The following is a 26,839-nucleotide window of genomic DNA, read 5'->3' on the forward strand; positions in this document are numbered from 1 at the left end:
TTCAGTTTTCAAAGGTCTTTGTCGCTCTCGCGCGACAACTATATTAGTATATCACGACCAAAACTACTTGTCAATATCTTTTTTCTATTTTTTTATTTTTTTTGTTATTTTTTTGATTTGCGACTATTTATTTCCTATATATAGAAAGCTCCTGTATATTCTACAGGAGCTTTCTGACTGTGTTAACTTATTTGTCTTTAACTTCAAGAAGTCCAATATCTCCATCTTCGCGACGGTAAATAACGTTAGTTGTATTGTCTTCCACATCCTTGTAGATGAAGAAGTCATGTCCCAATAGTTCCATTTGAAGAATCGCTTCATCTAATTCCATTGGTTCAATGTCAATCGTTTTTGTACGGACAACTTTTTCCAATGCAACACTTTCTTCTACTAAAGCTTCTGTAAAGATTTTGCTAGTTGCAGATTTACTACGATTTTTCTTTTCAATCTTTGTTTTATTCTTACGAATTTGACGTTCAATCTTGTCAACTACCAAGTCAATAGATCCATACATATCTTGAGAAACATCTTCTGCACGCAGTGTAATAGAACCAAGCGGAATCGTGACTTCAACTTTTGCAGTTTTTTCACGATAAACTTTTAGATTTACACGTGCATCCAATTCTTGCTCTGCTTGAAAATATTTTTCAATTTTTTCGAGTTTAGAAACGACATAGTCGTGAATGGCTTCTGTTACTTCTAGGTTTTCACCACGGATACTATATTTAATCATATAAGTACCTTCTTTCTAAACGTTTTTTCTTTTTATATCTACATTATAACGCTTTCATTTTATTTTTGCAAATATATTTTTGAATATTCTATCTTGCTAATGTAAAAGATCTTATTTCTTTCACCCCATTTACATTCAACATTTCTTTAGCTCTTTCTATTGTTGCTCCTGTTGTGTAGATATCATCCACTATCATTATTTTCTCTGGCCAGCTTTTGTTTTCAAACTCTTTTCGTCTAAAAGCTTGTTCTGTTTTTAATCTTTCCTTTTTATTTTTCTGTGATTGGGCTTTTGTATTCTTTTTTATCAATAGGTGTTGATGAGGAATTCCTGCTGACTCTAGGATGGCTGTTACCTGATTAAACCCTCTCTTCTCATTTCTCTCGTCACTTAAAGGAATTGGTACAATGGTATATCCTTTATACTTTTTAAGCTCTACCTTTATTTCCTCAGCAAAGAGACATGCTAACAGTTGGTCTCCCTGGAATTTGTATTTTTGAAAATATTCCTTCATTTCTTCATTATAATAGTAAAGTGCTTTATGGTTTACGCTTTTCCCTTTTCGTTCCCACTCTTGGCAATCTTCACAAGAAGTCTCTGAACTTTTTTTACAACAAGTCTTGCAACTAGCTTCACTAACTGGTTCAAACTTGTTTTTACAGTTGTCACACATAGTGAGATTCTCTTTTTTCATTAGGATGAGATCCCTTAATGATTCTTGTTTGGATAGCTCTTGATCACATAACAGACAGTGACTCAAAATCCTGCCTCCCGATTCATTTCTTTTATTTCTTTAATAGCTTTTGTCATTTCTTGGCTGGTTCCTTCTGCTAGGAAAAGCAATTCGCCTGTGGGTCTTTCCATACTTCTTCCTACACGACCAGCGATTTGAACCAAGGCGCTCTTAGTGAACAGCCGATGATTGGCCTCAATCACAAGCACATCTACTTTAGGGAAGGTGACTCCCCTTTCCAGAATTGTCGTTGAAACAAGAATGGTAATTTCTTGGTTGCGAAATTTTTCTACCAGTTCTAACCTATTTTCTGTTTTAGAGGTCACCAGTTCGATGATTTCATCCTTGAAGTTCTGTCTTAAGAGGTTAAGGAGCTTTTCTCCTAATTCAATCTCTGATACAAATAAGATCAGTGGAAAGCTTGTTTTTCGTTGCTCCTTTATTAGTCTGAGTAACTTCCCTGGTACTTGCTTCTTTTCTACTTTCTTTCGTAGATCTTTTAGCCATACTTTTCTAGGAATTACTAGAGGGTTTCCGTGAAAGCGTCTGGGTAGGCTAACGCGGTTTATTTCCTGTTTTTTGACCTTTTTATCTAACTCTTTTGTTGAGGTAGCTGTCAAATAGATGAGCTTTCCATTCTTGGTTACGGCATTTGAAACGGCATGGTAGAGAACAGGGTTATCAACAAAAGGAAAGGCATCGACTTCATCGATGATGAGGAGGTCAAAAGCTTGATAAAATTTTAGTAGTTGATGTGTGGTGGATATGACTAGAGGCGTTCGGAAATAAGCTTCTGAATCACCGTGCAACAAGGAGATGGGGCAGGAAAAGTCCTTTGTCATTCGCTTATATAATTCAATACACACGTCAATCCTTGGTGTAGCAATGCAAACACATCTCCCCTTTTTTATCACTTCCGCCACCACTTGGTACATCATTTCCGTTTTACCTGCTCCTGTAACTGCGTGTACCATCATAGGCTTTCTATCTGTTAAGGATTGAACCAACTCTTGAGAAACCCGACTTTGAAATGGCGTCAAGCTCCCCTGCCATCTTAGGACTTCTTCCTGCGGAAAGGCTTGCTGGAGAAAGTAATAGAGTACTTGGTCGCTCCTAACTCTTCCTAATTGAATGCAGGCTCTACAATAGTAGCTTCCTATCTGTAGTTTCCATTTGCTTTTATCAATCTTAGTCCCACACCGATTACAAAACAAGCCCGTCTTTTCCTCTACCATAGCTGGCAGTTCTTGGGCTTGTCCAAGCAGTTCCACCTCTAGTTGTTCTTGGGTGAACAACCTTCCATAACAATCTTCAACTTTCATACTTATATATTCGTAAAAACTCGCAGTTTTGCGAGTTTTTTTGTAAAATAAGTGTATGGAATACAAGACATTTAAAGAGGACGGCCTCGTCCAAGAAGAAATTAAAAAATCTCGCTTTCTTTGCCATGTTAAACGGGTCTATACTGAAGAGGAAGCTCGCGACTTTATAGCTGCTGTCAAGAAAGAACATTACAAAGCAACTCACAATTGCTCCGCATTTGTCATAGGCCAACAGTTTGAGATCAAACGGACCAGCGACGACGGAGAACCGAGTGGTACTGCCGGCGTTCCCATGCTAGGTGTGCTAGAAAATCATGAGTTGACCAATGTCTGCTGCGTTGTCACTCGTTATTTTGGTGGGATCAAGCTCGGCGCAGGCGGTCTGATCCGTGCTTATGCCGGTAGCGTCGCTCAGGCTGTGAAAGAAATCGGTCTCGTTGAAATCAAGGAGCAAGTTGGGTTAGGGATTACCTTGACTTATCCCCAATACCAAGAGTTTGTGAACTTTCTATCCGCTCACCAATTAGCAGAATTTCAGACAGACTTCACCGATGCTGTCTTTAGTCTGATTTATGTAGATAAAGAGCAAAAAGAAGATGTGATTGCAGACCTGATTGATTTTTACCATGGAAAAGTTGAGATTAGTGATCAGGGGCTAAAGGAAGTGGAAGTTCCTATCCAGTTATAAAAAAAGGCTATCACATTGATAGCTTTTTTATATTTTACAAACCGGATTACTGGCGGTATACTGGATACACTAACAAAGGAGTGTATATCGTATGCCAATCTATGAAAATATTACAGAATTAATCGGAAAAACACCTATTGTAAAATTGAACCACTTGGTACCTGAAGGGGCTGCTGATGTCTATGTTAAACTAGAAGCCTTCAACCCTGGTTCATCTGTCAAAGACCGGATTGCTCTTAGCATGATTGAAAAAGCAGAACGAGATGGTCTGCTTCAACCTGGTTCTACTATCGTTGAAGCAACCAGCGGAAATACAGGAATTGGTTTGTCATGGGTCGGAGCTGCCAAAGGGTATAAAGTCGTCATCGTCATGCCTGAAACCATGAGTGTTGAACGTCGGAAAATCATTCAAGCTTATGGAGCAGAACTTGTCTTAACTCCAGGTAGCGAAGGAATGAAAGGAGCTATCGCTAAAGCAGAAGAAATCGCTGCAGAACGAAACGGTTTCCTTCCCCTCCAATTTAACAATAGCGCCAACCCAGAAGTCCATGAAGCAACAACAGGACAAGAAATTTTAGAAGCTTTTGGGCCAAATGGATTGGATGCTTACGTCAGTGGTGTTGGAACTGGTGGAACTATTTCAGGTGTTTCTCATGCCTTGAAAAAAGTCAACCCAGCTGTCCAAGTCTATGCCGTTGAAGCAGATGAATCAGCGATTCTTTCTGGCGAAAAACCAGGACCTCACAAAATCCAAGGATTGTCAGCAGGTTTCATTCCAGAAACGCTGGATACCAATTCTTATGATGGCGTAATCCGCGTCACTTCTGAACAAGCTTTAGAATTAGGTCGCTACATTGGTGGAAAAGAAGGATTCTTAGTTGGAATTTCATCTGCTGCCGCTATCTATGCAGCAATTGAAGTCGCTAAAGAGCTTGGAGCTGGTAAAAAAGTCTTGGCTTTGGCACCGGATAATGGAGAACGTTACCTTTCAACTACCCTTTACGATTTTGATCAAGAATAAGAAAGAGGCTACGATGTAGCCTCTTTTTCTTCTATCTGCAGAAACAAATTTTTATTTTCCTTGACTAGTGTCACTCAAAAATTCTTTACTTTCTTTAATCCAAATAGGTAATTGCTTGGCTAAAGGAGTAAAACCAATCTTATGGCGATCATTAGAAAAACGATGATGTCGAAACTGCTTTCTGTTCCCAGCTTCTAAGGTACGAAGAGACAAGCTAGCCTTCCCAGAGTATTCATCAATATCGATAATCTGGGTACAAACTTGATCCCCAATTTTTAAGATATCATGAATGTTGTCGATATATCCACTGCGGATTTCAGAAATATGGATTAAACCGGTTACCCCTGTCTCTAATTCAACAAAGGCTCCATAAGGTTGCAACCCTGTCACAACACCCTTCAGTTTATCCCCGATTCTCATGCGTCTCCCTCAATATCAATCGATTCCATCACCACATCTTCTTTGGGTTTGTCCATGGCACCTGTCTCGACTGCAGCAATTGCATCCAATACTTGATAAGAAGCTTCGTCCATCAACTGACCGAATACTGTGTGACGACGGTCCAAATGAGGAGTTCCTCCTTCTTCTGCATAAATTTCTGCAATAGCTTCAGGCCACCCACCACGGGCGATTTCCTTTTTAGAATATGGAAGGTGTTGGTTTTGAACAATGAAGAATTGACTGCCATTGGTATTTGGTCCAGCATTGGCCATAGATAGCGCACCACGGATATTGTACAATTCTTCAGAGAATTCATCTTCAAAAGACTCTCCGTAGATGGATTCTCCGCCCATTCCTGTTCCAGTTGGGTCGCCACCTTGGATCATAAAATCTTTAATGATGCGGTGGAAAATCACTCCGTTGTAATAGCCATCTTTCGCAAGCGCAATAAAGTTTGCAACGGTTTTTGGTGCTTGATCAGGGAAGAGACGAATCTTCAGATCTCCATAGTTGGTATGAATCGTCGCAATTGGTCCTGTTTCCTGATCCATTTTTGTTTGTGGTAAATGCAATTCTTTTTCAACCATTTTTAACTCCTCTAAGGCATGTAAAATGCCATCTTCTTCTAAATTTTTTGTGACATAATCTGCTTTAGCTTTTAATGCTTCCTGGGCATTTCCCATGGCAATCGCTAAACCAGCATAGTCAAATAATTCTATGTCGTTCAATCCATCCCCAAATGTTAAGACATTTTCTGGTTTGAGCCCCAGTTTTTCTACTACCTTTGAGACACCATGGGCTTTGGATTGCTGATTTAAGACAACATCAGATGAAATTGGATGCCAGCGAACCAAACGCAATTCTTGTGCCAAATCCTCTGGGAGAGCATCGAATGCTTCACCAGTCTCGAAGGTCCACATTTGATAGATAGAATGCTTAGTAGCAAAATCAGGATCCACTGGTAAATTTGGATAGATAGGATCAATAGCCTGGCTCATCTCTTCCGTCCGAATAGACAGGGCTGCTTGATGACTCCCAACCAAACCATAATGAATTCCAACTTGCTTGGTCCAAGCAATAAAATCTTGAACCAGTGGATTTGGCACCCTTTCTTCATAAATGACATTTTCCTTACGATCAATCACGTAGGAGCCATTCAGAGTGACATAGAAGTCCGGTTGGAGAGCCTTGATTTCTTCTGGCACTCCAAAAATCCCTCGTCCACTAGCAATAGCTGTGTAAATTCCGTTTTCTCGTAATTGAGAGAATACTCTGGTGATCGAAGCTGGAACATAGCCTGTCTCAACATTTCGTAAGGTATCGTCAATATCAAAAAATACTATTTTAATCTTTTTCGCTTTGTAGCGTGTTTTTGCATCCATGTTGGTCTCCATTTAGTATGCTGTCTATTATAGCATGTTTTTGACTAAAAATCTTCCTGAGAGACCAAGTGATGTTGGAAGGCATAAACTACTGCTTGGGTACGATCGCTCACTTCTAATTTTGACAATATATTCGACACATGGGTCTTGACTGTTTTTAATGAAATGAATAATTCATCAGCTATCCGTTGATTTTCGTACCCCTTGGTTAGTAAAGCCAAGATATCTCGTTCACGCGCGGTCAGGTCATCATGGAGTTCCACGTGATTTTTTCGATACTCTACTTTTTGGCTGACTTCTGTCTCAATCGCCAACTCTCCCTGCTCCACCTTGTAGATTGCACGAAGAATTTCCTCTGCACTGGAAGTTTTGAGCATATAACCTTTGGCTCCCGCATCCAAGACAGGGTAGATTTTTTCATTGTCTAGATAGGACGTTAGGATTAATATTTTTGCATCTGGCCACTCTTTTAAGATAGCAAGTGTCGCTTCAATCCCGGTCATATGGGGCATGACAATATCCATAATAATAACGTCCGGTCGCTCTTGCAAGGCCAACTCAACACCCTCTTGACCATCGCTGGCTTCTAGGACTTGGTCAACCCCATCTTGCATACTTAAATAACTTTTCAATCCTAATCGGACCATCTCATGATCATCTACTAGTAATAATTTCATCATTTTCTCCTTCTACTAATGGCACTTTGATATCAATGGCCACTCCCTTTTTGGGACTGGTCAAAATTTTAATTCTTCCTGCCATATCATCCACTCGATCTTGGATATTTTTCATACCGTAACTTAGTTCACCCAGCGATTCTGGATCAAAGCCCACCCCGTCATCTGCTATCTTGAGATGGAGGGATTGTTCTGCTTGCAATAGATAAACATCTAATCGCTTGGCATGAGCATGTTTCAATGTATTGCTAACCACTTCTTGCACAATCCGGAAAATATGCTCTTCAATTGCTTTAGGTAATTTTTGAACATCGTGTTCAAAATGAACTTCTAAGTTACTCTTTTCTTGCAGTTCCCTAAAAATTACCTGCATTCCTTCTACTAGGTTCCGACCTTCCAATTCTGTCGGCCGCAAATGTAGTAGCAAAATTCGCAAATCATTTTGAGCAGTATTTAGAATCTCTGTAACCCCCTTCAACTGTTGTCCTACCTTAGGAAGTTGAAGAACTTGATCCTGGCTGGCTACACCGGACAAGATCATGTTGGCTGCAAATAATTCTTGGCTCACCGTATCATGGAGATCTCGCGCAATTCGCCTGCGTTCTCTTTCCACAATCTCTTCTTCATTTTGCATGACCCGATTTTCTGTTCGTTGCAAATTTTCTGTCAGGCGTTTAAGCTTCCTATCCAAGCGCTGAAATTCTTCATTAATCTCTTTGTTTTCTCCAAGTTTTAGCTTCTTACCTTCGAGTAAGCTTCTTAAGTTTTTTTGGACGGTGTTCATAATTGTAAATTGAATCAATTTAATCAATAAAATCATCAAAATAGTGAGAGCAACCGTCAATCCAAAGCCAATAAACAGAAATGCACGAAGCTTTGATAAATCTTCCAATAGATAAGTCCACTGAAAGTCGAAGAGACCAAAGATAGAATGGATAATAACAGCTAGAATCAAGACCGTATAAAGGAAGATTAAAAGATAGTCTGTTCGTTTCATCCTCTAACCACCTCCACATCTCCAACGATTCCTGCTACAACAAGCTTCACTGTCCGATGGGAACTTCGATAATTTGGCGTCTCCATGCTAACTGTCTCATTTCTCAATTTTCTAGGTTTTTGAGAGAAGAGGCGCAATTCTCCATACAAGGTATTCACCTGCAAGCTCAGCTCCACATCCACCGGCAGAATAATTTTCGTATTGCCAAACATCTTTCTCATGATGATGACATTGTCATGATTTACTACAATCACTTCGTCTAAGTGAATCGTATCCTTCCCGACTAAACGTATAATCGTTAAATCACGAAAATGGCAGTTTACCTTTGAAAAATGATGCAGATCTCCAATCCAAGGCGTTTTCTCTTGTCGGATTTCTACATCTTCCTCATAATCTATCTTCACTTCTTCGTTTTCACGGTAAAAATAAGGATAAGCCACTAGCATGGCATAGACTACGGCAAACAAAAGCGCAGCGATGACATAGGGATTTAGCATGACAATAAAAAACAGCAGAATGCTGGATGCCACTAAAAGAAAATTACTCCGCTGTTTTCCGATGTAATAATACAATAGAAGTAAGCAAAGAACCACGATTAGGACGATACGAGATATATTTCCCGCTAAAATAGTGATTGCAGCCATGGTGAGTAACAAAGCTTCCACAAACACAAACAATTGAATCTTCCACATAATTGAACCTCTCCATTCTATTTTATCAAAATTCCAAGGGATTCGCTTCCGCCTCTAGAAGGATTCATCCCAACTCTCTCTGTACTAAAAAAACCAGACCAATTTGGTCTGGTTTTATATGATCATCACGTTAAGGTTCTGGTTCAGTGGTAGCTGAGGATTCCGTATTGGAATGTGATTCCACTGTTGTAGAGGTTGAACCTTCTGATGAACTGCTTGAAGCTTTCGTACTACTTGATGGTTCCGTCTTCGGTTCGTACACGGTCAAGACAATGCGAGTCTTCTTAATATCGATGCTTGATTGAGCTTCCGGAGTCTGACTCACAATTTGACCTGGTAAGACTTCTACTCCAGCTGGAAGATGCGATGTGGTCTTCCGTTCAATATTTGCTTCCTTCACCCCGTAGATTTCAACGAGATTAGAGACAGCAAATTCATAATCAGAACCGACATAACTTGGTAAATCGATAGAATTACTTTCCTTAGATACTTTCAGAACAACCTTCGTATTAGAAGTCAAATCATATTTTTGACCAGCAGCAGGAGATTGCTCAATAACGATTCCTGGTTCTACTTCATTGGTCTCGACTTCTTCAATCGAAATGAGTTTGCTAGAAAGCTTGTAGTTGGTTTTCAGATCATTTTCTGCATTTTCTCTAGACATACCAGTATAGTCTGGCATATCAAAGGTGCTTGGTCCTTTCGAGACAACCAAATCAACCTTGCTGTTTTCTTTTTTCTGAGCTCCTGCATTTGGATTGGTACGAATCACATAGCCCTCAAGTACAGAATCACTGTATTCTTCTTTTTCGTCTCCAACTTGAAGATCCTGATCTTCAATGATAGCACGAGCTTCTGCAACAGTTTTTCCAGATACATCCGGAACTGTTTTGTTGGCTGGACTCATATAAAGAAGAAAGGCAAAGGCAGCTAGTACCAAAGCTAAAGCAACAAACAAGACTTTGTAGCGTGTCCTCAAACGACGACGTGGCTTATTTTTTGGAGAAACTGGAACCGTTCTATCCTCTGAAGCCCCTGGTAGGTCCTCATGAACAACCGGACGAACATCTGATGTTGGAAGTGGCGTTGGTTTTGGAACCACGTTTACCTTTGGTAGGGTTTTGGTATCTGCTTTTGAAGCATCATCAAAGACCAATTTTTTCTCGTTACGACGCTCATAAGATAAGCAACTAGAGAGGTCAACATACATTTCAGCTACCGACTTATAGCGATCGGATAGTTTCTTTGCTGTTGCTTTAATAACCACATTTTCCAAGGCCTGTGGAACATTTTTATTATCTTCGATGATGGACGGAAGTGGTTTTTGGAAATGTTGTAGCGCGATCGTCACTGCACTATCCCCATCATAAGGGATATGTCCCGTCAGCATTTCGTAGAATATAATCCCCATTGCATAAATATCGCTTTGAACAGAAGCTTTCGATCCTCTAGCTTGTTCAGGAGACAAATAATGAACCGATCCCAACATAGAGTTTGTCTGAGTGAGACTCGTTTCTGCAAAGGCTACCGCAATCCCAAAGTCAGAGACCTTGGCATTTCCATCTGGTGTTAAAAGAACGTTTTGAGGCTTTAAGTCACGGTGAATAATCCCTTGCGTGTGCGCCAAGCGCATAGCAAGAAGAATTTGCCCCATCAAGCGAACGGCTTCTTCATTTGAAAGAGGAGCATTTTCCTTGATATAACGTTTCAAGTCTAAGCCAGCGACATATTCCATCGCCAAGTATTGTTGGCCTTCCTCTTCACCGATATCCGTGATCCGAACGATATTTGGATGATCCAAATCTGCCATCGCTTTAGCCTCTCGTTGGAAGCGAGCAACTGCAATTGGATCTGTTTGGTAATTGGTCCTCAGTACTTTAACTGCAACTTCTTCACCATCTAAGATTAAATCCCGAGCGAGATAGACATCTGCCATCCCTCCACGCCCGATTTGGCGGATTATCTTATATCGTCCGGCAAAAATTTTGCCGATTTGAATCATGCCATATCCTCCTCAGCAAAGTGAATCAGTACAACTGTAATATTGTCCAAACCACCAGCATTATTCGCAAAGCGAACCAAGGTTTTTGCCTTTTCTTCAACCGATAAATCGCTGACAAGGATATCACGGATTTCATCACCAGAGATCATATTGGTTAATCCATCACTATTGATAACAATGAAATCTCCCGCTTCAACCGTAAGCATGCCAAAGTCCGGTTGTAATTCATCCTTTTGTCCAATAGATTGGGTGATGATATTGCGTTGTGGATGATGAGCTGCCTCTTCTTCCGTAATTTGTCCAGCTTTGAGCAAGGCATTTACTAAAGAATGGTCATTGGTCAATTGATGGTATTCCCCATTACGCACGAGTCCAATTCGGGAATCTCCTACATGCGCAAATAAGACTTGGTCATCGATAATGGCAAGAGCTTCCAGCGTTGTTCCCATTCCTTTATGTTCTTCATCTTGACCAATGCGATGGATCTGCTGATTTTCTTTTTCCAAATTCTCTGCAAACCACTCTCTTACTTCGTTAATGGTGCTGATTTCAGTCGCTACCCAAGCAGCGCCAAGATCTGTAACAGCCATCTCGCTCGCAATATTGCCAGCACGATGTCCCCCCATCCCATCAGCTAGAAAAATCATGGATTTTCCCGCTTTGTTTTTATATTGATTTGCATAGTCTTGGTTATTTGTCCGTCTTTGACCTACATCGGTTAAGATAGAAATTTCCATACTGTCCGTATCCTCCTGAGATTACGATATTCTTCGAAAACGACTAATAAAGAAACCATCGCTTCCATACAATTCTGGTGTAATTAACATACAACCATCTTTCAGAATATCTTTTCGTTCATGATTAAATGGCACGAGTTCAAAATTTGGATGGGTTTCTAAAAACTGGTGAACCACATCAAAATTCTCTTCTCCTATAATTGTGCATGTACTGTAGACTATTATACCATCTTTCCGTACACTTTGACAAACTCCATCCAATATTTCCAATTGAATCGCCTGCAGAGACGCAAAGTCAGCATTATCTTTATTATACTTGATGTCTGGCTTTCGGCGGATCAAACCAATCCCAGAGCAAGGGGCATCTACCAAGATTTTATCGAAGGCATCCGCCCCAAAAGCTTCAAATACCTTGCTGGCATCCAGTTTTTTTGTCTGGATTTTATCTGCTACTCCAAGACGCTCCGCGTTTTCCTGAATTAATTGGAGCTTATGATCGTACAAGTCCAAGGCTGTAATCTTCCCATCGACTAGATAAGAAGCTAGATGAGTGGTCTTGCCCCCAGGTGCTGCACAGGCATCCAATACCTGATCCGTAGGTTGAATTTCCAAAGCAGGTGCTACCAATTGACTGGTCTCATCTTGGATGGTTATCTTTCCTTGTTTGAAGTAATCAGAGCCCGCAAAATAGCCGTTTTCCTTTACAAGAGCTGTTGAGGCCAACAGAGAATCTGAAGCCTGCAACTGTTCCTTGATGTCTTCTTTTTGGTCAAGGTCAACAACTCGAACACTGGCCTTGTTGCGAACATAGAGACTTTCAAAAATAGCGATTGCCCGCTTTTCCCCATACTCATCAAGCAACTTTTTCACCAACCAAACCGGTAGTGAATAACGGATCGAAAGTCGTTTGTTGACTCGTTTAATCTGGTCAATCGACGGAAGCCCTTCTCGTAGCATTTTCCGTAAGAGAGCATTGACATATTTTTCGCTCCCCTTCTTCCGTTGCTTGGCAAGCTCTACTGCTTCATGGACAACAGCATGGGGAGGAATCTTCTCAAGATAGACGAACTGATAGAGGCTCATCAATAAAAGATGATAAATCCATGGGTCTATCTGGTCTCGATCAGCGACAAAGTGCGATAGATACCATTCCAAGGTTAGTTTACGCGAAACCGTCCCATAGACAATTTCAGTCACCAGACTTTTATCCACTTCTGACAAAGTTGCCTTTCCCAGAGCTTTTTTGAGGGCGATATTTGAAAAAGCACCGTCCTGGAAAATCTCTCCTAGGGTAGAGAGGGCCAACCCTCGTGCAGTCTGCAATTTATTTACCAAATTGATCACCTACTTGCAATTGTCGCCCTAAACCATTTAAGAAATCTCCAACAGCCATTTTAGGTTTGCCAGCTGGCTGAACCAGGGTCAAGGCCAGGGCTCCCTCACCCGTCGCAACAATGATTTCATTTTTATGGAGAGCCAAAATTTCTCCTGGTTCTCCTTGTCCTTCACATGGTTTTGCTTGGTAAACCTTGAAGCGTTCCCCCTTCCATAAGGTATGGGCAACTGGCCAAGGATACATGCCTCGAACTTGGTTAAAGAGTTCACGGTTGGTCCGCGTCCAATCCAGGCGTTCTTCTTCCGGTTTGATATTGGGAGAGAAGGTTACTTGTTTGGGATCCTGGGCTTGTGGCTTAAGCTCTCCAGCAAGGTAAGGTGGTAAGGTTTCTAAGAGAAGATCCCGACCGACAAGAGCCAACTTCTCAAACATGGTTCCCACATTGTCCTCTTCTAAAATAGGGATGGCGCGAGAGGAAATCATATCTCCGGCATCCATCTCTTTGACCATTTCCATGATGGTCACACCAGCTTCTTTATCCCCATTCATGATGGCATAATGGATAGGAGCTCCACCACGGTATTTTGGAAGAAGGGAAGCATGCACGTTGACAGCAAACTTCATCGCCTCTAACAAACGACTCGGCAAGAATTGTCCAAAGGCTGCTGTGACGATCCCATCTGCCCCCAAAGCTAATAAATCTTCTAACTCCTGGCTTCCAGATAGTTTTTCCGGCTGGTAGACTGGTAAGCCTGCTTCTAAAGCCACTTCTTTTACCGGCGTCATCCGAATTTCTTTTTTCCGACCAACTGCCCGATCTGGTTGAGTCACAACGGCTAGAATCTCATAGCGTTCGTCAGAAATCAAGCCTTTTAAAACTGTAGCCGAGAAATCAGGCGTTCCCATAAATAGTATTTTTGTCATTTTTTCTCCTTCTACATAAAACTTTGCGGTTCATTGTCAATGCTGACCCGAAGATCTTGATTTTCCCGCTCTTGAGTATAGTCCAAAATCTGATTTAAGACTTGTGGCAACTGGTCTTCAAACCGGTACTTCAGCAGGATCTGATAATGGAATAAATTATGCGTACGAGCAATCGGTTTTGGCGTTGGTCCCAAGATTTGGACTTGGTCTGATAGACCTGCTTTCAACAGGTCCATCACCTGATAAGCTTTTTTAACCACGACCTCTTCTTGTTTGTGAGAAAGGGTCAAACCTACAGTGTAATAATAAGGTGGATAGCCCAATTGGTGGCGGACCTTCATTTCATAGGCATAAAAACCTTCGTAATCTTGGCGTTTCGCATATTCAATGGCATAATGATGAGGATTATAGGTCTGGATCAGAACCTGTCCTTCTTTATCCGCACGACCAGCCCGTCCTGCCACCTGGGTTAAGAGTTGGAAGGTCCGCTCTGACGAGCGAAAATCAGGCAAATTTAGGGCTGTATCAGCATTGAGGACACCGACTAGCGTTACATTTGGAAAATCCAAACCTTTGGCGATCATCTGGGTCCCCAGTAAAATATCGGCTTGTCCTTGACCAAACTGGTCCAACAAAGCTTCGTGACTCCCTTTTTTCCGAGTGGTATCGACATCCATCCGCAAAATGCGGGCTTCAGGGAAAATTTCTTGTAGCTCATCGTAAGCTTTCTGGGTCCCCGTCCCGTAATAACGAATGGATCGACTTTGGCAATTAGGGCAGACTGTTGGGATTGGCTTACGGTAGTTGCAATAGTGGCAATCCATGGTCTTGGTGTCCATATGGAGGGTCAAGGAGATATCACAATTCGGGCAGGTATCTACCTGACCACACTCGCGACACATGACAAAGCTGGAATAACCCCGGCGATTGAGCATGAGGACAACTTGTTCTTTTCGTTGCAATCGTTCTGCAATCGCCTCAAGCAACTTAGGTGTATAGGTTCCGGATTCTTGCTGGCCAATATAGTCTCTAAAATCGATTACCTCTACTTCTGGAATGCGGGCAAGCGGATTAGCCCGTTGGGTCAGTTGAAGAAATTCATAGACTCCTTTTCCTGCACGGGCCCGCGTTTCTAGGCTGGGGGTTGCCGATCCCAAGACCAAAACAGCCTGGTGGTACTGAGACCGAAGCAGGGCAACCTCACGCGCATGATAACGAGGATTGCTATCTTGTTTATAGGTAGCCTCATGTTCTTCATCGATAATAATGGCCCCTAGGTTCTTCAGAGGTGCAAAGATGGCAGACCGCGCTCCTACGACCACTTGAGCTTCTCCACGTTCAACACGTCTCCACTCATCGTATTTTTCACCGTTGGATAGACCGGAATGGAGGATGGCTACCCGATCTCCAAAGCGAGAAATGAAGCGATCCGTCACTTGAGGTGTCAAGGAAATCTCAGGAACCAGCATAATAGCTGTTTTTCCCTTTTCTAGCACCTCTTGAATGATTTGAAGGTACACCTCTGTCTTCCCACTTCCTGTCACTCCTTCTAACAAAAAAGGTTTGGAAGCTTGGCCAATTTTGCTCGTTACTGCTTGAACTGCTCCTTCTTGTTCAGCATTCAAAATCAAGGCCTCCGTCGACTCCTTGTCCTTAAAGTAGGCTGCCGCACGATTGACTTCCTTTTCAAACACAAGCAAGGCACCTTGATCAATGAAATAATTCACCACTGGACGAGAGAATTCTGCCAACAAATTACTTAAAGGCGCTTCCTCTTCCTGCCCTTGGACAAAGTCTCGCAAGGCTAAGCGTTTTTTAGCATTCTTGGCGATGTCCAAGTTTTCAAGTAAGAGATGATTTACCCGATACCATTTTTCTGTTTTGATATGTTTACGATCCACCGCTTGGTACTCTACTTCCAACTCTCCCTTACGAGTCAATCGCATCATCCGTGGGGCTTCAATATCTAAAGAAGAAAAGGCTAAGCTAGTCGCTGTTCCAAAAATATCCTCTCGATCTTCTGGCGATAATCGTTCTGTCGGATGGAGAATTTTATCATAGGAAGAATTTAAAACACTCGGTAGCATGGCTTTCAAGAGGGTAATTTTGTAGGCAAAAACTGTCTTTCGCAATTGATCTGCTAGCCAAAATTGCTCCTCTCCTAGAACCGGTTGGTAGTCTAAGACTTCCACAATACTTTTTAATTCTTGATCTTGAGCTGCTAGAGTGGTTTCCTCTAAGCCAACCACAATTCCTTGAATGAGCCGATTTCCCTTTCCAAACGGAACATGCACCCGCATTCCTTTTTCCAAGAATGGAGAAAACTCTTCCGGTACTTGGTAACTATAGGGTTTATCCGTTTGCATCAAGGGAACATCAACGATAACTTGTGCAAGCATGTCTCCACCTCCTTCCTGCCCTAGTGCTAAATAGCAAAAAATAAGATTGAGCGAACCCAACCTTAAATTTTTTCCCCATCTTCTTTTTCTTTTGCGATTTGTTCTTTAATTTTACGCTCTTCTTCTTCTTTACGCAAGCGTTCTGCTTCGATTCGACGACGAACCGCTTCGCGCTTGGCTTCTGGATCTGGGTGAATCACCACATTTCCTGATTCAATCTCTTCCAAGGCACGCAAGGTAGATTTTACGGATTGAAATTCTTGAGTGGGACTTGCACCACTCTCTAACTCATGAGCTCGTTTGGCTTCAAGAATAACCAATGAGTATTTTGACGGTACTTTATCCAACAATGTATCAATGGATGGTTTTAACATCATAATCTTTTTACCTAATTTCTATTCTAAATTATCGTACCACTTGAGTGGCTTTGGGAAGCATTTCTTGGTAGTGACCAATCACCCGATCAACACGGAAATGTTCCGCCTCAATCACACGTTTGACACGTTCCGCAGCCAGAGGCACTTGGTCATTGACAATGGCATAGTCATACTCACGCATCAAGGCAATTTCTTCTTTGGCCTTTTCGATCCGTTGGGCAATCACTTCCGCACTATCCGTGCCACGTCCAACCAAACGATCTTGCAACTCATCCAAATCGGGAGGAGTCAAGAAAATGAAGACGGCATCTGGCACCTTTTTCTTCACCTGCAAAGCACCCTGCACTTCGATTTCAAGGAAGACATCGATCCCCTTATCGAGGGTCTCGTTCACATAGGACAAGGGAGTCCCATAATAATTACCTACATATTCAGCATATTCGAGCATTTGACCTTGACGAATCAACTCCTCAAATTCTTCACGTGTACGGAAGAAATAGTCTACTCCGTCCACTTCACCAGGGCGTTGTGCACGTGTTGTCATCGATACTGAGTATTGAAATTGATTGTCTGAGCTTTCAAAAATCTCGCGTCTAACCGTCCCCTTCCCAACACCTGAGGGCCCTGAGAAAACGATTAATAATCCTCGATCCGCCATTTTGTCTCCTTCGCTATCTTTCTATCTAGTGTAACAAAAATAGAAAGATTTTTCAACAGATTTTTCCTAGAGACAAGGCTCCTAACCCCTTCTAGACGAAATAATGATTTTCTTTTTTCATCATGGAACAAAATAAAAAATAGTCAACCAAGACCTTGTCGTCTTTGCTGACTATCTTTTCATATTTTAGCAAGCTTTATTTTGCATAATCAACGGCACGCAATTCACGAATAACGTTCACCTTGATATTACCAGGATATTCCAAGTTAGACTCGATCTTCTCACGAATGTCATGAGCTAAGATGGTCAACTTATCATCCTTCACTTCTTCAGGGCTTACCATAATTCGGATTTCACGACCTGCTTGTAAGGCAAAGCTAGTCTTGACTCCCTTAAAGCTATTTGCAATTTCTTCAAGATCTTGAAGACGTTTGATATAGCTTTCGAGAGACTCACTACGAGCACCTGGACGAGCCGCACTTAAAGCATCCGCTACTGCTACAATAACAGCAATGACACTTTCTGGTTCAACGTCTCCATGGTGGCTAGCAATGGTATTAACGACAACAGGATGCTCTTTGTATTTACGAGCCAACTCTGTTCCAATTTCTACGTGGCTACCTTCTACCTCACGGTCGATGGCTTTTCCAATATCATGTAGGAAACCAGCTCGACGAGCCAAGGTAGCATTTTCGCCAAGTTCACTAGCAATAATACCAGATAACTTAGCAACCTCAATTGAGTGACGCAGAACATTTTGACCATAAGAGGTTCTAAATTGCAAGCGCCCCATAATCTTCATCAAGTCAGGATGTAGGTTTGGCGCTCCAATTTCATAAGCAGCCGCTTCCCCATATTCCCGAATCCGTTGGTCAATTTCCTGACGGTTCTTCTCTACCAACTCCTCAATACGGGCTGGATGGATTCGACCATCTTTCAATAGACTTTCCATCGTCATCCGTGCAATTTCCCGACGAATCGGATCAAATCCAGACAAGGTGACCACTTCTGGTGTATCGTCAATAATAACATCCACACCTGTTAAGCTTTCAAAGGTACGAATATTTCGACCTTCGCGACCAATGATTCGACCCTTCATCGCATCATCTGGCAAATGAACCGTTGAGTTGGTCTGTTCTGCAACAAAATCACCTGCCATCCGTTGCATGGCTTGAACCAAGATATCTTTCGCAACTTTGTCTGAACGTTCTTTTATTTCCATTTCTGCATCTCGGATACGAGTTGCAATTTCTTTTGAAAGATGTTCTTCTGTTTGCGTTAAGATAATATCACGTGCTTCCGATTGAGTAAGAGAAGCAATTTTTTCTAATTCTTCTTCTTTTTTCTTTTCTAGCTCATGTAATTGTTCTTCACGCGCATCAATGTGTTTAGTTCTATCTGAAAGACTTTGCTCTTTTTGTTCAAGAGTTTGTTCTTTGCTCGTAAGAATATCATCTTTGCGATCAAGATTATTTGAACGTTCCGCTAAGCGGGTCTCTAATTGTTTTAATTCTTGACGCTCTGATTTAAACTCAGCATCGACTTCTTCTCGATATTTTCTGGCTTCTTCCTTTGCCTCCAAAAGTGCTTCTTTTTTAAGTGAACTAGACTCATGCTTAGCTTCTTTCAAAATCAAATCAGCTTCACGCTCTGCCTGTCCACGTAAATTCGTTGCTTCTTGTTCAGCATTTAAAAGAGTAAGTTCTGCAGCTTCTTTAGATGCTTTCATCTTGACTGAGATCCCTACATATCCAATGACTAAACCAATGATTGCGGCAAAAACAATTGCAATTCCAAATTCCATGTTTTTACCCCTAATCTAATGAATAGTTGAATTGAAAAATTCTTTATTATTTTATCATATTTTTACAAAATTAACAAACAAATTTTCTAGCGAAAACCAATCTATTTTTGCTATTATTCAAATGCTTCTTTCCTTTGATTCTAATGAGAAACTCCCTAAAAAATAAGTTTCTGGACCTTATTTTAAGGGCCACTTCCCTCCCTCCTTTCTTGTATTTTCTTCCACCGCCAATTGTGCTATAATCAAGAAAAAAGAATTGAGGAAGATACATGACTAAAGAAGTTATTGTGGAAAGTTTCGAACTTGACCACACTGCTGTAAAAGCCCCTTACGTCCGCCTAATCGGAGAGGAAATAGGGCCAAAAGGAGATGTCATCTCAAACTATGATATCCGCTTGGTTCAACCAAATGAAGACTCTATCCCGACTGCTGGTTTACATACAATTGAGCACCTCTTGGCTATGTTGATTCGCAAACGCATTGATGGGATGATTGATTGTTCACCTTTTGGATGTCGTACCGGATTCCATATGATTATGTGGGGACAGCACGATCCAAAAACCATTGCACAAGTGATTAAATCTTCCTTAGAGGAAATTGCTGAAGCAACTAGCTGGGAAGACGTTCCAGGAACGACGATTGAGTCTTGTGGAAACTATAAAGACCACAGTCTCTTCTCTGCTAAAGAGTGGTGCAAACTGATTCTTGAACAAGGCATTTCTGACGATCCATTCACACGCCATATCGTATAAAAAAGTAAAGAGAGTGGGACAGAAATCGGTAATTCGTTAGAATTCGATTTCGTCGTCCCACCTCCGCACAGTTGAGTAGGGCTGTAAAAGCTGATGAAATCAGCGTAGTAGAGCCCACTCAACCACTGCGTCTTGCTCGACAATCCAAAGACAATTGAGAGGCTGGGACTTTTGTCCCAGCCTACTTTTTTAGTTCTTAATAATCCAATGCATCGGAATGGCCTTTTCCGTTTCCGACAAAGTAGCCTGTTTTAGCATTGATACTAAATAAGTAAGTACCATCTGGCTTAAAGAGGTTGTAATATCCATTGCCGTTGATAATATTCACGCGTTCCAAAATGTATTGATCCCCAACGATATGGCCACGTTCCCGAGCGATTTTCAGAATCTTCTCCAAGATACCAGGGTTAAAGGTCCATGCAGGATTGTTTATATCGTCAAGCGCCGCCTGGTTGTATGGTACCCGGCTCAAGTTTCGTTGAAGAGGCACACCAGTGCTTTGAAGACCGAAGCCAGAATAACCTGGATTCACTCCACCTGTCGTATTCCCTTCAGTAGCTGGAACTGGAGCTGGAGTAGGAGTTGGACTTGTTACCGTTCCAGAAGAAGCTGCGCTTCCGCCCGTAACACTGCCACCACCATCTGTCACAGGGGCTGGAGTGGCAACTTGTTGTGAGCGACCTTGAGAAGCAGCATCCTTCAACAATTGGTTCAGTTGTGTATTAGACGTCGACACATCTGAAAATACTGCATCACTCTTTACCTGCGCCTTGGTATCGATAGCCCCATCCTTAATAACTGGGCTAGTAAATTGAGAGTTGACTGTTTGAATAGCAGAAACTTGCTTCACCAATTCATCGTATTTGCTCTTTGCTGCATCGTATTCCTTGGTATCTTTCAATTTTTCTAAACTTACTTTCAGTTTTTCCAAATTACCAAAAGAATCATTTTTCAACTTCGTCTGCGTATCATCTGTAAAGAAGGCTGCATACTGATCATTAAAGTCCTTCAGCAAAGCCTCTGTATTAGCACTGGTTGACGAAGAAGAGCTGGATGACTTTTTCTTTGACGAGCTAGAAGAGACGACTGTTGTTTCCCCTTTAGACTGGTTACGGATCCATTGATAAGACAACCAACTGGCTGTAGCAACTGCTGTCAGAGCTAAAACTGAAAGTAAGATTGGTTTTACCCGGCTTTTTTTCGGTTCTTCAGGAATCTCAATGTCATCATCCACATATGGTTCTGTTGGCTCTGGACCAAACTTAATTTTTGCAGGGAGTTCCCCAGGAATTGGATCTGGAATGCGAGTAGACGCAACTTCTTTTTGAGTTGCTTCAGACGGTGCTACTTCTTCCACAGCCTCTTCGTTTGGAATTGCCTCCGTTGCTTCTACAGTGGCTGTCGCCTCTGCATCTGCCAGCATTTCCTTCTTCATGACGATCGTATCAAACTTATGAGCTTCGATTTCGTCACGGTGCTGTTTGATGTATTTATCGAGGACGTTGTCTGTTTCCTTGACTCCTGCTTCGATTTCTTCAGCTTTACGGTTCGCTTGACCAATCGTCATCTCTTTTGCATCCTTAAAATCAAGAACTGACTCTGCCTCTTGACCCAACTGCTGTTTATCTTCTTTTGTCATATGTTTCCTTTCTCACTAGTCGCTTGTCGACGCACTCGCTCCCCAAAGAACTGATACAAATCAACCTTTAAGGTTCCGTTATATAATTTTCGTTTTTTATCCGCTTGTCGCCCAAATTTCTTTTCAAAATTTTCATCGCTGGTCAGGATAAATTTGCTCCAAGTCTTCAATGGCGCAAAGACCTCTCCCATTTCAGCATACAATTTTGTCACCCCTGCATCATCGGATAAGCGTTCACCATAAGGTGGATTGGAGACGATGACCCCATTGATCTTATCCGAACGCAAATCTTGGACCCGCATTTGCTTAAAGGTGATATCGCTCGCAACTCCTGCTTTTTGAGCATTTTCTTTAGCAATCTCGACCATCCGCGCATCGATATCCGTCCCCATGATGTCTAGAACGAGATCACGATTTATCTTTTTAGTAGCTTCTGTACGCACTTCTTGAATCAGGCGATCATCTACCCAATTCCATTCTTCAAAAGAGAAGGTCCGTCTCAAGCCTGGCGCTATCTGGCGAGCCATCATAGCCGCTTCGATACAGAAGGTCCCTGATCCACAAGTCGGATCAACCAAGGGCTTATCTGGATACCAATTAGAAAGTTGAAGAATGGCTGCCGCCATATTTTCCTTGATGGGTGCCCCACCCTTTTCAGTCCGATAACCTCGTTTAAACAGGCTACTGCCAGTGGTATCAATTAAAATAGTCGCTTGGTCCTTCAAGATAGAAACTTCAATTTTAAATTCTGCTCCATTTTCGATCAATGGAACGCCTTCCGGACGAGCATAGTGTTTTTGCAACTTTTTAACAACTGCCTTTTTCGAAATAGCTTGTACACTCGGTTCGTTATGCAGTTTGGATTTGACGCATTTTGCTTTTGAGATAGGGAAACGCGCTCCTAAAGGGAGATATTGATCCCAATCCAAGGCAAAAACTCCTTGAAAGAGTTCTTCAAAGGTGCGGGCAGGAAAAGATCCTACGACGATCTTAATTCGATCAGCGGCACGCAACCAAAGATTGGTTTCGATGATCGCACGAACATCGCCTTTGAAACGAACCCGTCCATTTTCCACTTGGCAATCGTAGCCTAGCTCACGCAATTCACGCCCAACTACTGCTTCTAATCCAGCAGCAGCTGTCGCAATTAATTCAAATTGTTTTTTCATTTATTCCCCATTGTTTAAAAAAGGAGGTTGAGATTTCTCTCCCCCTCGCCACCTATATGCAATTTTCTATAAGCCATGTTTTGTTCCAGAAATGACTAGGTACCATTTCCTTCGATAATCATCTGTCTACTGTTTCCAGTCAGAATGCTATGTTCGTTTCCATGCATCCCATGCCCCGACCAAAGTTTGGGTTGCTAGCTTGAGGGGTTTACCGCGTTCCACTTTTTAGGTTTCCCTAAAAACTACGTCACTGTGGCACTTTCAGAGCTAGTAGAACTTATCCTAAGACTTAGCCCGTTCGCTCGCCGTAACTTGAACATCAAGTCCCTAGGCTTATGGATTCACCTAGCACAAACACTACAGGCATCACAGCCTGTGCTAGCATGGACTTTCCTCATGAGAGAAAGCTCTCACGCGATTATCCAAAAATTGCACGATTCATATGTTATATCTTAAAAATCACGATCAACGACTTGTTTTCCGAAGACTTCTTTTTCTAGACGATTTAAGCGTTTCAAAATATCGAAGTTTGTCGTAGTAGTGACCTGAGGAAACTCATGCTTTGGAGTAGACTCAGGAACTGATGGACTCGGAGTTACTTGGCTCGTTTTATTAGCTAATTCTTCACGGAGCCGAGCATTTTCTTCTTTCAATTCCTTGACTAAGGCAGCATAGGTTTCATAGTCTTTGATGACATCATCCAAGAACTCATTTACCTCAACTTTACTAAATCCACGAACTTCTTTTTTGAAATCTTGATCAAAAATATCTTTCGCAGTAAAAATAATACTTGCCATCATTCTCTCCGTTCTAGTTAATCATAATCATTATATAAAAAATGAGAGGAAAAAATCAAGGTAAACCACTTATTTTTCGTAAATTTTTTCTGCTACTTCATTCAAGTCATCAAAGTTTAATCTTTTGACATGATACTGATCCATTTCTAGCATCATTTTGTAAAGATATTTGAGATTTGTTTCATGATCTGGATCATAAAATAAATAAGCAGCATCTGTATTTTCTAACAAAAATGTATTGTATTCTTTGAACTGACCTGGCTGGCTATAAGAGGGATAGGCATACTTGACAAAATCAACCTGTTTAAAGCGACTAAGGACTTCTTGATTGGCCTCATTCCAGTTCTCTCCTTGGTTTTCAAACATAAAAATCGTGGCCAACTGTATCTCGTAATCTTTTCTTAATTCCTGAGCAACCTCTAAGGCCCAAGCTTCAAAACCTAGATTCCCCGTGAAAATTAACCACTTGACTCCCTCTTCCAAAAAACGGACTAAATCCCTGCGAATCGCCTCTTTAATGATTGGTAGTCTAGGATCCTTAGCTGTCAGAATTCCCAATTCAAATGCCTTATAACCTGTAATCAGTAAACTATTCATTATTTCCCCTCCCTTCTTCTTTTTGTGATATAATAGAGTGATGTAATTGTACCAATAAGGAGAATTATGGTCAACTATCCTCACAAACTTAGCAAGAAATCTTCTTCGCCCATCCAGAGGAAGCAAAGTGTAAACTTTGCCAATCGGGGGATGACATTTGAAAAAATGATTAATGAGAGCAATCACTACTACCTTTCCAGAGGGCTAGCGGTTATTCATAAAAAGCCGACCCCCATCCAGATTGTAAAGGTAGACTATCCTCATCGCAGTCGGGCAAAGATTGTAGAAGCTTATTTTCGCCAGGCGTCTACTACAGACTATTCTGGTGTTTACAAGGGACACTATATTGATTTTGAAGCAAAAGAGACTCAGCAGAAACAATCCATGCCGATGAAAAACTTTCATCAGCACCAGATTGATCACATGGCTGCAGTCCTTCAACAGGGAGGAATTTGTTTTGTGCTCTTGCATTTTGCAAAGCTCAATGAGACCTATCTACTGCCCGCTCCTTCCTTAATCGACTTTTACAACATTGATCACGGCAGTAAATCTATGCCCTTGACCTTTATACAGGAAAATGGTTATCGTATCGAGACAGATCGCCTTCCAAGCGTCCCTTATCTCGATATTATCGAACAGAATCTACTAGGCGGTAATTAAATGAACAAACAAACAGTTATCCAGTGGTTAAAATATGCGGCGATTGCAGCTATTTCCTTATTTTTCCTTTTACTTATCCTGGGTGGATTGGTATTTGGATATTATGCTGCAAAAGCACCGACTCTTTCTGAGAAAGACCTGGTCGCAACGACATCCAGTAAAATCTATGACAATCAAAACAATCTGATTGCAGACTTGGGTGCTGAAAAACGAATTAATGTAAAAACAAATGAAATCCCAACCGACTTGGTCAACGCGATTGTGGCGATTGAAGACCATCGCTTTTTCAACCACAGAGGGATAGACTTTATTCGTATCGGGGGAGCCTTCTTCAGCAACCTCCGAGGAGGGCGCCAAGGAGGATCTACTCTCACACAGCAGTTGATCAAGCTCACTTACTTCTCTACTTCTTCGGCCGACCAAACCTTATCTCGGAAAATCCAAGAAGCTTGGCTTGCTACTCAATTGGAACAAAAAGCAACCAAACAAGAGATTTTGACCTACTACATCAACAAAGTTTACATGTCTAACGGAAACTACGGGATGCAAACAGCTGCTCGTAGCTACTATGCAAAAGACTTAAAGGATCTTTCTCTTCCACAAGTAGCCCTATTGGCTGGAATGCCTCAGGCACCGAACCAATATGACCCTTATACCAATCCGGAAGCTGCTCTCCAACGCCGAAATCTAGTTCTCAAAGAAATGTTGGACATGAAGTCTATTTCAAATGAGCAGTACGAAAGTGCCGTCAATACACCTGTTACAGATGGCTTACAAAGTCTAACCGGCTCAAGCAACTATCCAGCTTATATGGATAACTACCTCAAAGAAGTCATCCAACAAGTCGAAGAAGAGACAGGCTACAATGTCTTGACAACTGGTATGGATGTCTACACCAACGTTGATACCGCAGCTCAAAAACGTCTTTGGGATATTTACAATTCTGACGAATATGTCAATTATCCAGATAATGAGTTGCAAGTTGCTTCTACTATCATCGACGTGACAAACGGAAAAGTCATTGCTCAGTTGGGATCCCGTCATCAGTCATCTAATGTATCCTTCGGTACCAACCAAGCAGTCGAAACGAACCGAGATTGGGGTTCTACAATGAAACCTATCTCAGACTATGCTCCCGCGATTGAACATGAAGAATATAGCTCCACTGGAGTAACCATTCCTGATACACCGTACAACTTCCCAGGTACAAATACACAAATTTATAACTGGGATAGACAGTACTATGGCAATATCAGCATGGTTTATGCTCTCCAACAATCTCGTAACGTCCCTGCAGTCAGGGCTCTTGAAAAGGTTGGTTTGAAGAAGGCTCAGAAATTCTTAAGCAACATGGGAATCAATTATCCAGAAATGGTGTATGCAAATGCCATCTCAAGTAACACGAGTGACTCTAGCAACAAATACGGGGCTAGCAGCGAGAAAATGGCTGCTGCTTATGCAACCTTCGCCAATGGAGGTACCTATTACAAACCTCAATATGTGAATCGGGTTGTCTTTAGCGATGGTACAACGAAGAACTTTGAAACCTCTGGAACACGAGTGATGAAAGAAACCACGGCTTACATGATGACAGATATGTTGAAATCGGTTATCACAGCTGGTACAGGATACAATGCGAATATCCCTGGCCTTTATCATGCTGGTAAAACTGGTACTTCTAACTATGCAGACAATGAATTGAAGAAACTCACAAAAGAGTACAGATATTCAAGCATTGTGACACCAGACGAATTATTTGTAGGATATACAACTCAGTATGCTATGGCTGTTTGGACAGGATATACCAACCGCTTGACCCCAGTTCTGGACGATGGAATCAAAGTTGCAACAGATGTTTATAAACAAATGATGCTATACTTATATGAACAATACGATTCTGGTGGAACAGATTGGATTCAACCAAGTGGTGTTTACCGTAGTGGTTCTTATCTCTACCTTAACAACGGTAAGAACAACTACTACTATTATGAGCCAAGCTATACAGCTGAAGAAACGAGTGAATCAACAGAGGAAAGCTCTAGTTCATCTAGCTCAGAGGAAAATTCTGAACATACAGAATCATCTTCTAAAGAGAATGAGCAAAATCACTAATTAGACTACACGATATAAATAAAGAGGCTAGGACAAAAGTCCTAGCCTCTCAATTTTCTTTGGATTGTCGAGCAAGACGCAGTGGTTGAGTGGGCTCTACTACGCTGATTCCATCAGCTTTTACAGCCCTACTCAACTGTGCGGAGGTGGGACGACGAAATCGAATTCTAACCAATTACCGATTTCTGTC

25 protein-coding genes and 1 other RNA gene are annotated in these 26,839 nt (G+C 41.6%); 5 read left to right on the forward strand and 21 right to left on the reverse strand.

The genetic code is table 11. The annotated features are described in order from the left end of the window. Positions 1–187: 187 nt before the first annotated feature. From raiA to DW738_RS09805, 3 genes are all read right to left on the reverse strand, one after another. Positions 188–733, reverse strand: coding sequence for a ribosome-associated translation inhibitor RaiA (gene raiA / locus DW738_RS09795; protein WP_023022375.1), 546 nt, complete (start codon positions 731–733; stop codon positions 188–190). Positions 734–821: 88 nt separating this feature from the next. Next, complete coding sequence (locus DW738_RS09800) at positions 822–1,427, reverse strand: ComF family protein (RefSeq protein WP_006596831.1); 606 nt, start codon at positions 1,425–1,427, stop codon at positions 822–824. Between the two features lie 62 nt (positions 1,428–1,489). Next, on the reverse strand, positions 1,490–2,788 hold the full coding sequence (locus DW738_RS09805) for a DEAD/DEAH box helicase (protein WP_123160905.1): 1,299 nt from the start codon (positions 2,786–2,788) through the stop codon (positions 1,490–1,492). Positions 2,789–2,843: 55 nt separating this feature from the next. Between DW738_RS09805 and DW738_RS09810 the strand changes: the two genes are divergently transcribed. Then, a complete protein-coding gene (locus DW738_RS09810) occupies positions 2,844–3,476 on the forward strand; it encodes a YigZ family protein (protein WP_023027744.1) in 633 nt (210 codons plus the stop codon). A gap of 91 nt (positions 3,477–3,567) precedes the next feature. Further along, entirely contained in the window at positions 3,568–4,497 is a 930-nt protein-coding gene (gene cysK, locus DW738_RS09815) for a cysteine synthase A (RefSeq protein WP_123160906.1), read from the forward strand. 51 nt (positions 4,498–4,548) lie between these two features. Here cysK and DW738_RS09820 read toward each other — a convergent pair whose 3' ends face one another. The 13 genes from DW738_RS09820 to DW738_RS09880 all read right to left on the reverse strand — a co-directional run bounded on the left by DW738_RS09820 (position 4,549) and on the right by DW738_RS09880 (position 18,923). Beyond that, positions 4,549–4,917 (reverse strand): S1 RNA-binding domain-containing protein, encoded by a 369-nt coding sequence (locus DW738_RS09820; protein ID WP_123160907.1) that lies wholly within the window; start codon positions 4,915–4,917, stop codon positions 4,549–4,551. Beyond that, on the reverse strand, positions 4,914–6,320 hold the full coding sequence (locus DW738_RS09825) for a Cof-type HAD-IIB family hydrolase (protein ID WP_042361377.1): 1,407 nt from the start codon (positions 6,318–6,320) through the stop codon (positions 4,914–4,916). Before DW738_RS09825 ends, DW738_RS09820 begins: the two co-directional genes overlap by 4 nt. A gap of 44 nt (positions 6,321–6,364) precedes the next feature. Further along, a complete protein-coding gene (locus DW738_RS09830) occupies positions 6,365–6,997 on the reverse strand; it encodes a response regulator transcription factor (protein ID WP_042361376.1) in 633 nt (210 codons plus the stop codon). After that, complete coding sequence (locus DW738_RS09835; RefSeq protein WP_023027739.1) at positions 6,975–7,994, reverse strand: sensor histidine kinase; 1,020 nt, start codon at positions 7,992–7,994, stop codon at positions 6,975–6,977. The genes DW738_RS09830 and DW738_RS09835 overlap by 23 nt, the downstream gene beginning before the upstream one ends. Continuing rightward, complete coding sequence (gene liaF / locus DW738_RS09840) at positions 7,991–8,686, reverse strand: cell wall-active antibiotics response protein LiaF (RefSeq protein WP_123160908.1); 696 nt, start codon at positions 8,684–8,686, stop codon at positions 7,991–7,993. The genes DW738_RS09835 and liaF overlap by 4 nt, the downstream gene beginning before the upstream one ends. A 130-nt stretch (positions 8,687–8,816) precedes the next feature. After that, positions 8,817–10,688 (reverse strand): Stk1 family PASTA domain-containing Ser/Thr kinase, encoded by a 1,872-nt coding sequence (gene pknB / locus DW738_RS09845; protein ID WP_123160909.1) that lies wholly within the window; start codon positions 10,686–10,688, stop codon positions 8,817–8,819. Beyond that, a complete protein-coding gene (locus tag DW738_RS09850; RefSeq protein ID WP_023022352.1) occupies positions 10,685–11,425 on the reverse strand; it encodes a Stp1/IreP family PP2C-type Ser/Thr phosphatase in 741 nt (246 codons plus the stop codon). The genes pknB and DW738_RS09850 overlap by 4 nt, the downstream gene beginning before the upstream one ends. 21 nt (positions 11,426–11,446) lie before the next feature. Beyond that, the gene (rsmB, locus tag DW738_RS09855; RefSeq protein WP_123160910.1) at positions 11,447–12,760 is read right to left on the reverse strand and encodes a 16S rRNA (cytosine(967)-C(5))-methyltransferase RsmB; all 1,314 of its coding nucleotides are present in this window, start codon (positions 12,758–12,760) and stop codon (positions 11,447–11,449) included. Then, positions 12,750–13,685: a methionyl-tRNA formyltransferase gene (fmt, locus tag DW738_RS09860; protein WP_117745178.1), complete on the reverse strand. Its 936-nt coding sequence runs from the start codon at positions 13,683–13,685 to the stop codon at positions 12,750–12,752. The genes rsmB and fmt overlap by 11 nt, the downstream gene beginning before the upstream one ends. Before the next feature lie 11 nt (positions 13,686–13,696). Beyond that, a complete protein-coding gene (locus DW738_RS09865) occupies positions 13,697–16,084 on the reverse strand; it encodes a primosomal protein N' (RefSeq protein ID WP_123160911.1) in 2,388 nt (795 codons plus the stop codon). Positions 16,085–16,146: 62 nt separating this feature from the next. Beyond that, a complete protein-coding gene (rpoZ, locus tag DW738_RS09870) occupies positions 16,147–16,461 on the reverse strand; it encodes a DNA-directed RNA polymerase subunit omega (RefSeq protein WP_042361373.1) in 315 nt (104 codons plus the stop codon). Positions 16,462–16,489: 28 nt separating this feature from the next. Beyond that, entirely contained in the window at positions 16,490–17,119 is a 630-nt protein-coding gene (gmk, locus tag DW738_RS09875; RefSeq protein WP_123160912.1) for a guanylate kinase, read from the reverse strand. Positions 17,120–17,315: 196 nt separating this feature from the next. Then, positions 17,316–18,923 carry a ribonuclease Y gene (locus DW738_RS09880; protein WP_120701192.1) on the reverse strand — a complete coding sequence of 536 codons (1,608 nt, stop codon included), beginning with the start codon at positions 18,921–18,923 and terminating at the stop codon, positions 17,316–17,318. A gap of 269 nt (positions 18,924–19,192) precedes the next feature. On the opposite strand from DW738_RS09880, the gene DW738_RS09885 reads away from it, so the two are divergent. After that, positions 19,193–19,675 (forward strand): S-ribosylhomocysteine lyase, encoded by a 483-nt coding sequence (locus DW738_RS09885; RefSeq protein ID WP_120701193.1) that lies wholly within the window; start codon positions 19,193–19,195, stop codon positions 19,673–19,675. A 196-nt stretch (positions 19,676–19,871) separates the two neighbouring features. Here DW738_RS09885 and DW738_RS09895 read toward each other — a convergent pair whose 3' ends face one another. The 5 genes from DW738_RS09895 to DW738_RS09915 all read right to left on the reverse strand — a co-directional run bounded on the left by DW738_RS09895 (position 19,872) and on the right by DW738_RS09915 (position 23,877). Next, positions 19,872–21,314, reverse strand: coding sequence for a cell division site-positioning protein MapZ family protein (locus DW738_RS09895; protein WP_120701195.1), 1,443 nt, complete (start codon positions 21,312–21,314; stop codon positions 19,872–19,874). Further along, positions 21,311–22,483: a class I SAM-dependent RNA methyltransferase gene (locus DW738_RS09900; RefSeq protein WP_123160913.1), complete on the reverse strand. Its 1,173-nt coding sequence runs from the start codon at positions 22,481–22,483 to the stop codon at positions 21,311–21,313. Before DW738_RS09900 ends, DW738_RS09895 begins: the two co-directional genes overlap by 4 nt. A 64-nt stretch (positions 22,484–22,547) precedes the next feature. Further along, positions 22,548–22,913, reverse strand: an RNA gene (gene rnpB / locus DW738_RS09905) — RNase P RNA component class B. A gap of 22 nt (positions 22,914–22,935) precedes the next feature. Continuing rightward, the gene (gpsB, locus tag DW738_RS09910; protein WP_023022338.1) at positions 22,936–23,280 is read right to left on the reverse strand and encodes a cell division regulator GpsB; all 345 of its coding nucleotides are present in this window, start codon (positions 23,278–23,280) and stop codon (positions 22,936–22,938) included. Positions 23,281–23,349: 69 nt separating this feature from the next. After that, positions 23,350–23,877 carry a DUF1273 domain-containing protein gene (locus DW738_RS09915; protein ID WP_023022337.1) on the reverse strand — a complete coding sequence of 176 codons (528 nt, stop codon included), beginning with the start codon at positions 23,875–23,877 and terminating at the stop codon, positions 23,350–23,352. A 66-nt stretch (positions 23,878–23,943) separates the two neighbouring features. Between DW738_RS09915 and recU the strand changes: the two genes are divergently transcribed. Together recU and pbp1a are read left to right on the forward strand one after the other, a co-directional pair. Continuing rightward, the gene (gene recU / locus DW738_RS09920; RefSeq protein WP_023022335.1) at positions 23,944–24,537 is read left to right on the forward strand and encodes a Holliday junction resolvase RecU; all 594 of its coding nucleotides are present in this window, start codon (positions 23,944–23,946) and stop codon (positions 24,535–24,537) included. Continuing rightward, positions 24,538–26,649 carry a penicillin-binding protein PBP1A gene (pbp1a, locus tag DW738_RS09925; RefSeq protein WP_023022333.1) on the forward strand — a complete coding sequence of 704 codons (2,112 nt, stop codon included), beginning with the start codon at positions 24,538–24,540 and terminating at the stop codon, positions 26,647–26,649. It begins immediately after the preceding gene. Positions 26,650–26,839 lie beyond the last annotated feature (190 nt).

This window comes from Streptococcus sp. AM28-20 (assembly GCF_003603595.1).
In the GTDB taxonomy this organism is placed as follows: domain Bacteria; phylum Bacillota; class Bacilli; order Lactobacillales; family Streptococcaceae; genus Streptococcus; species Streptococcus ilei.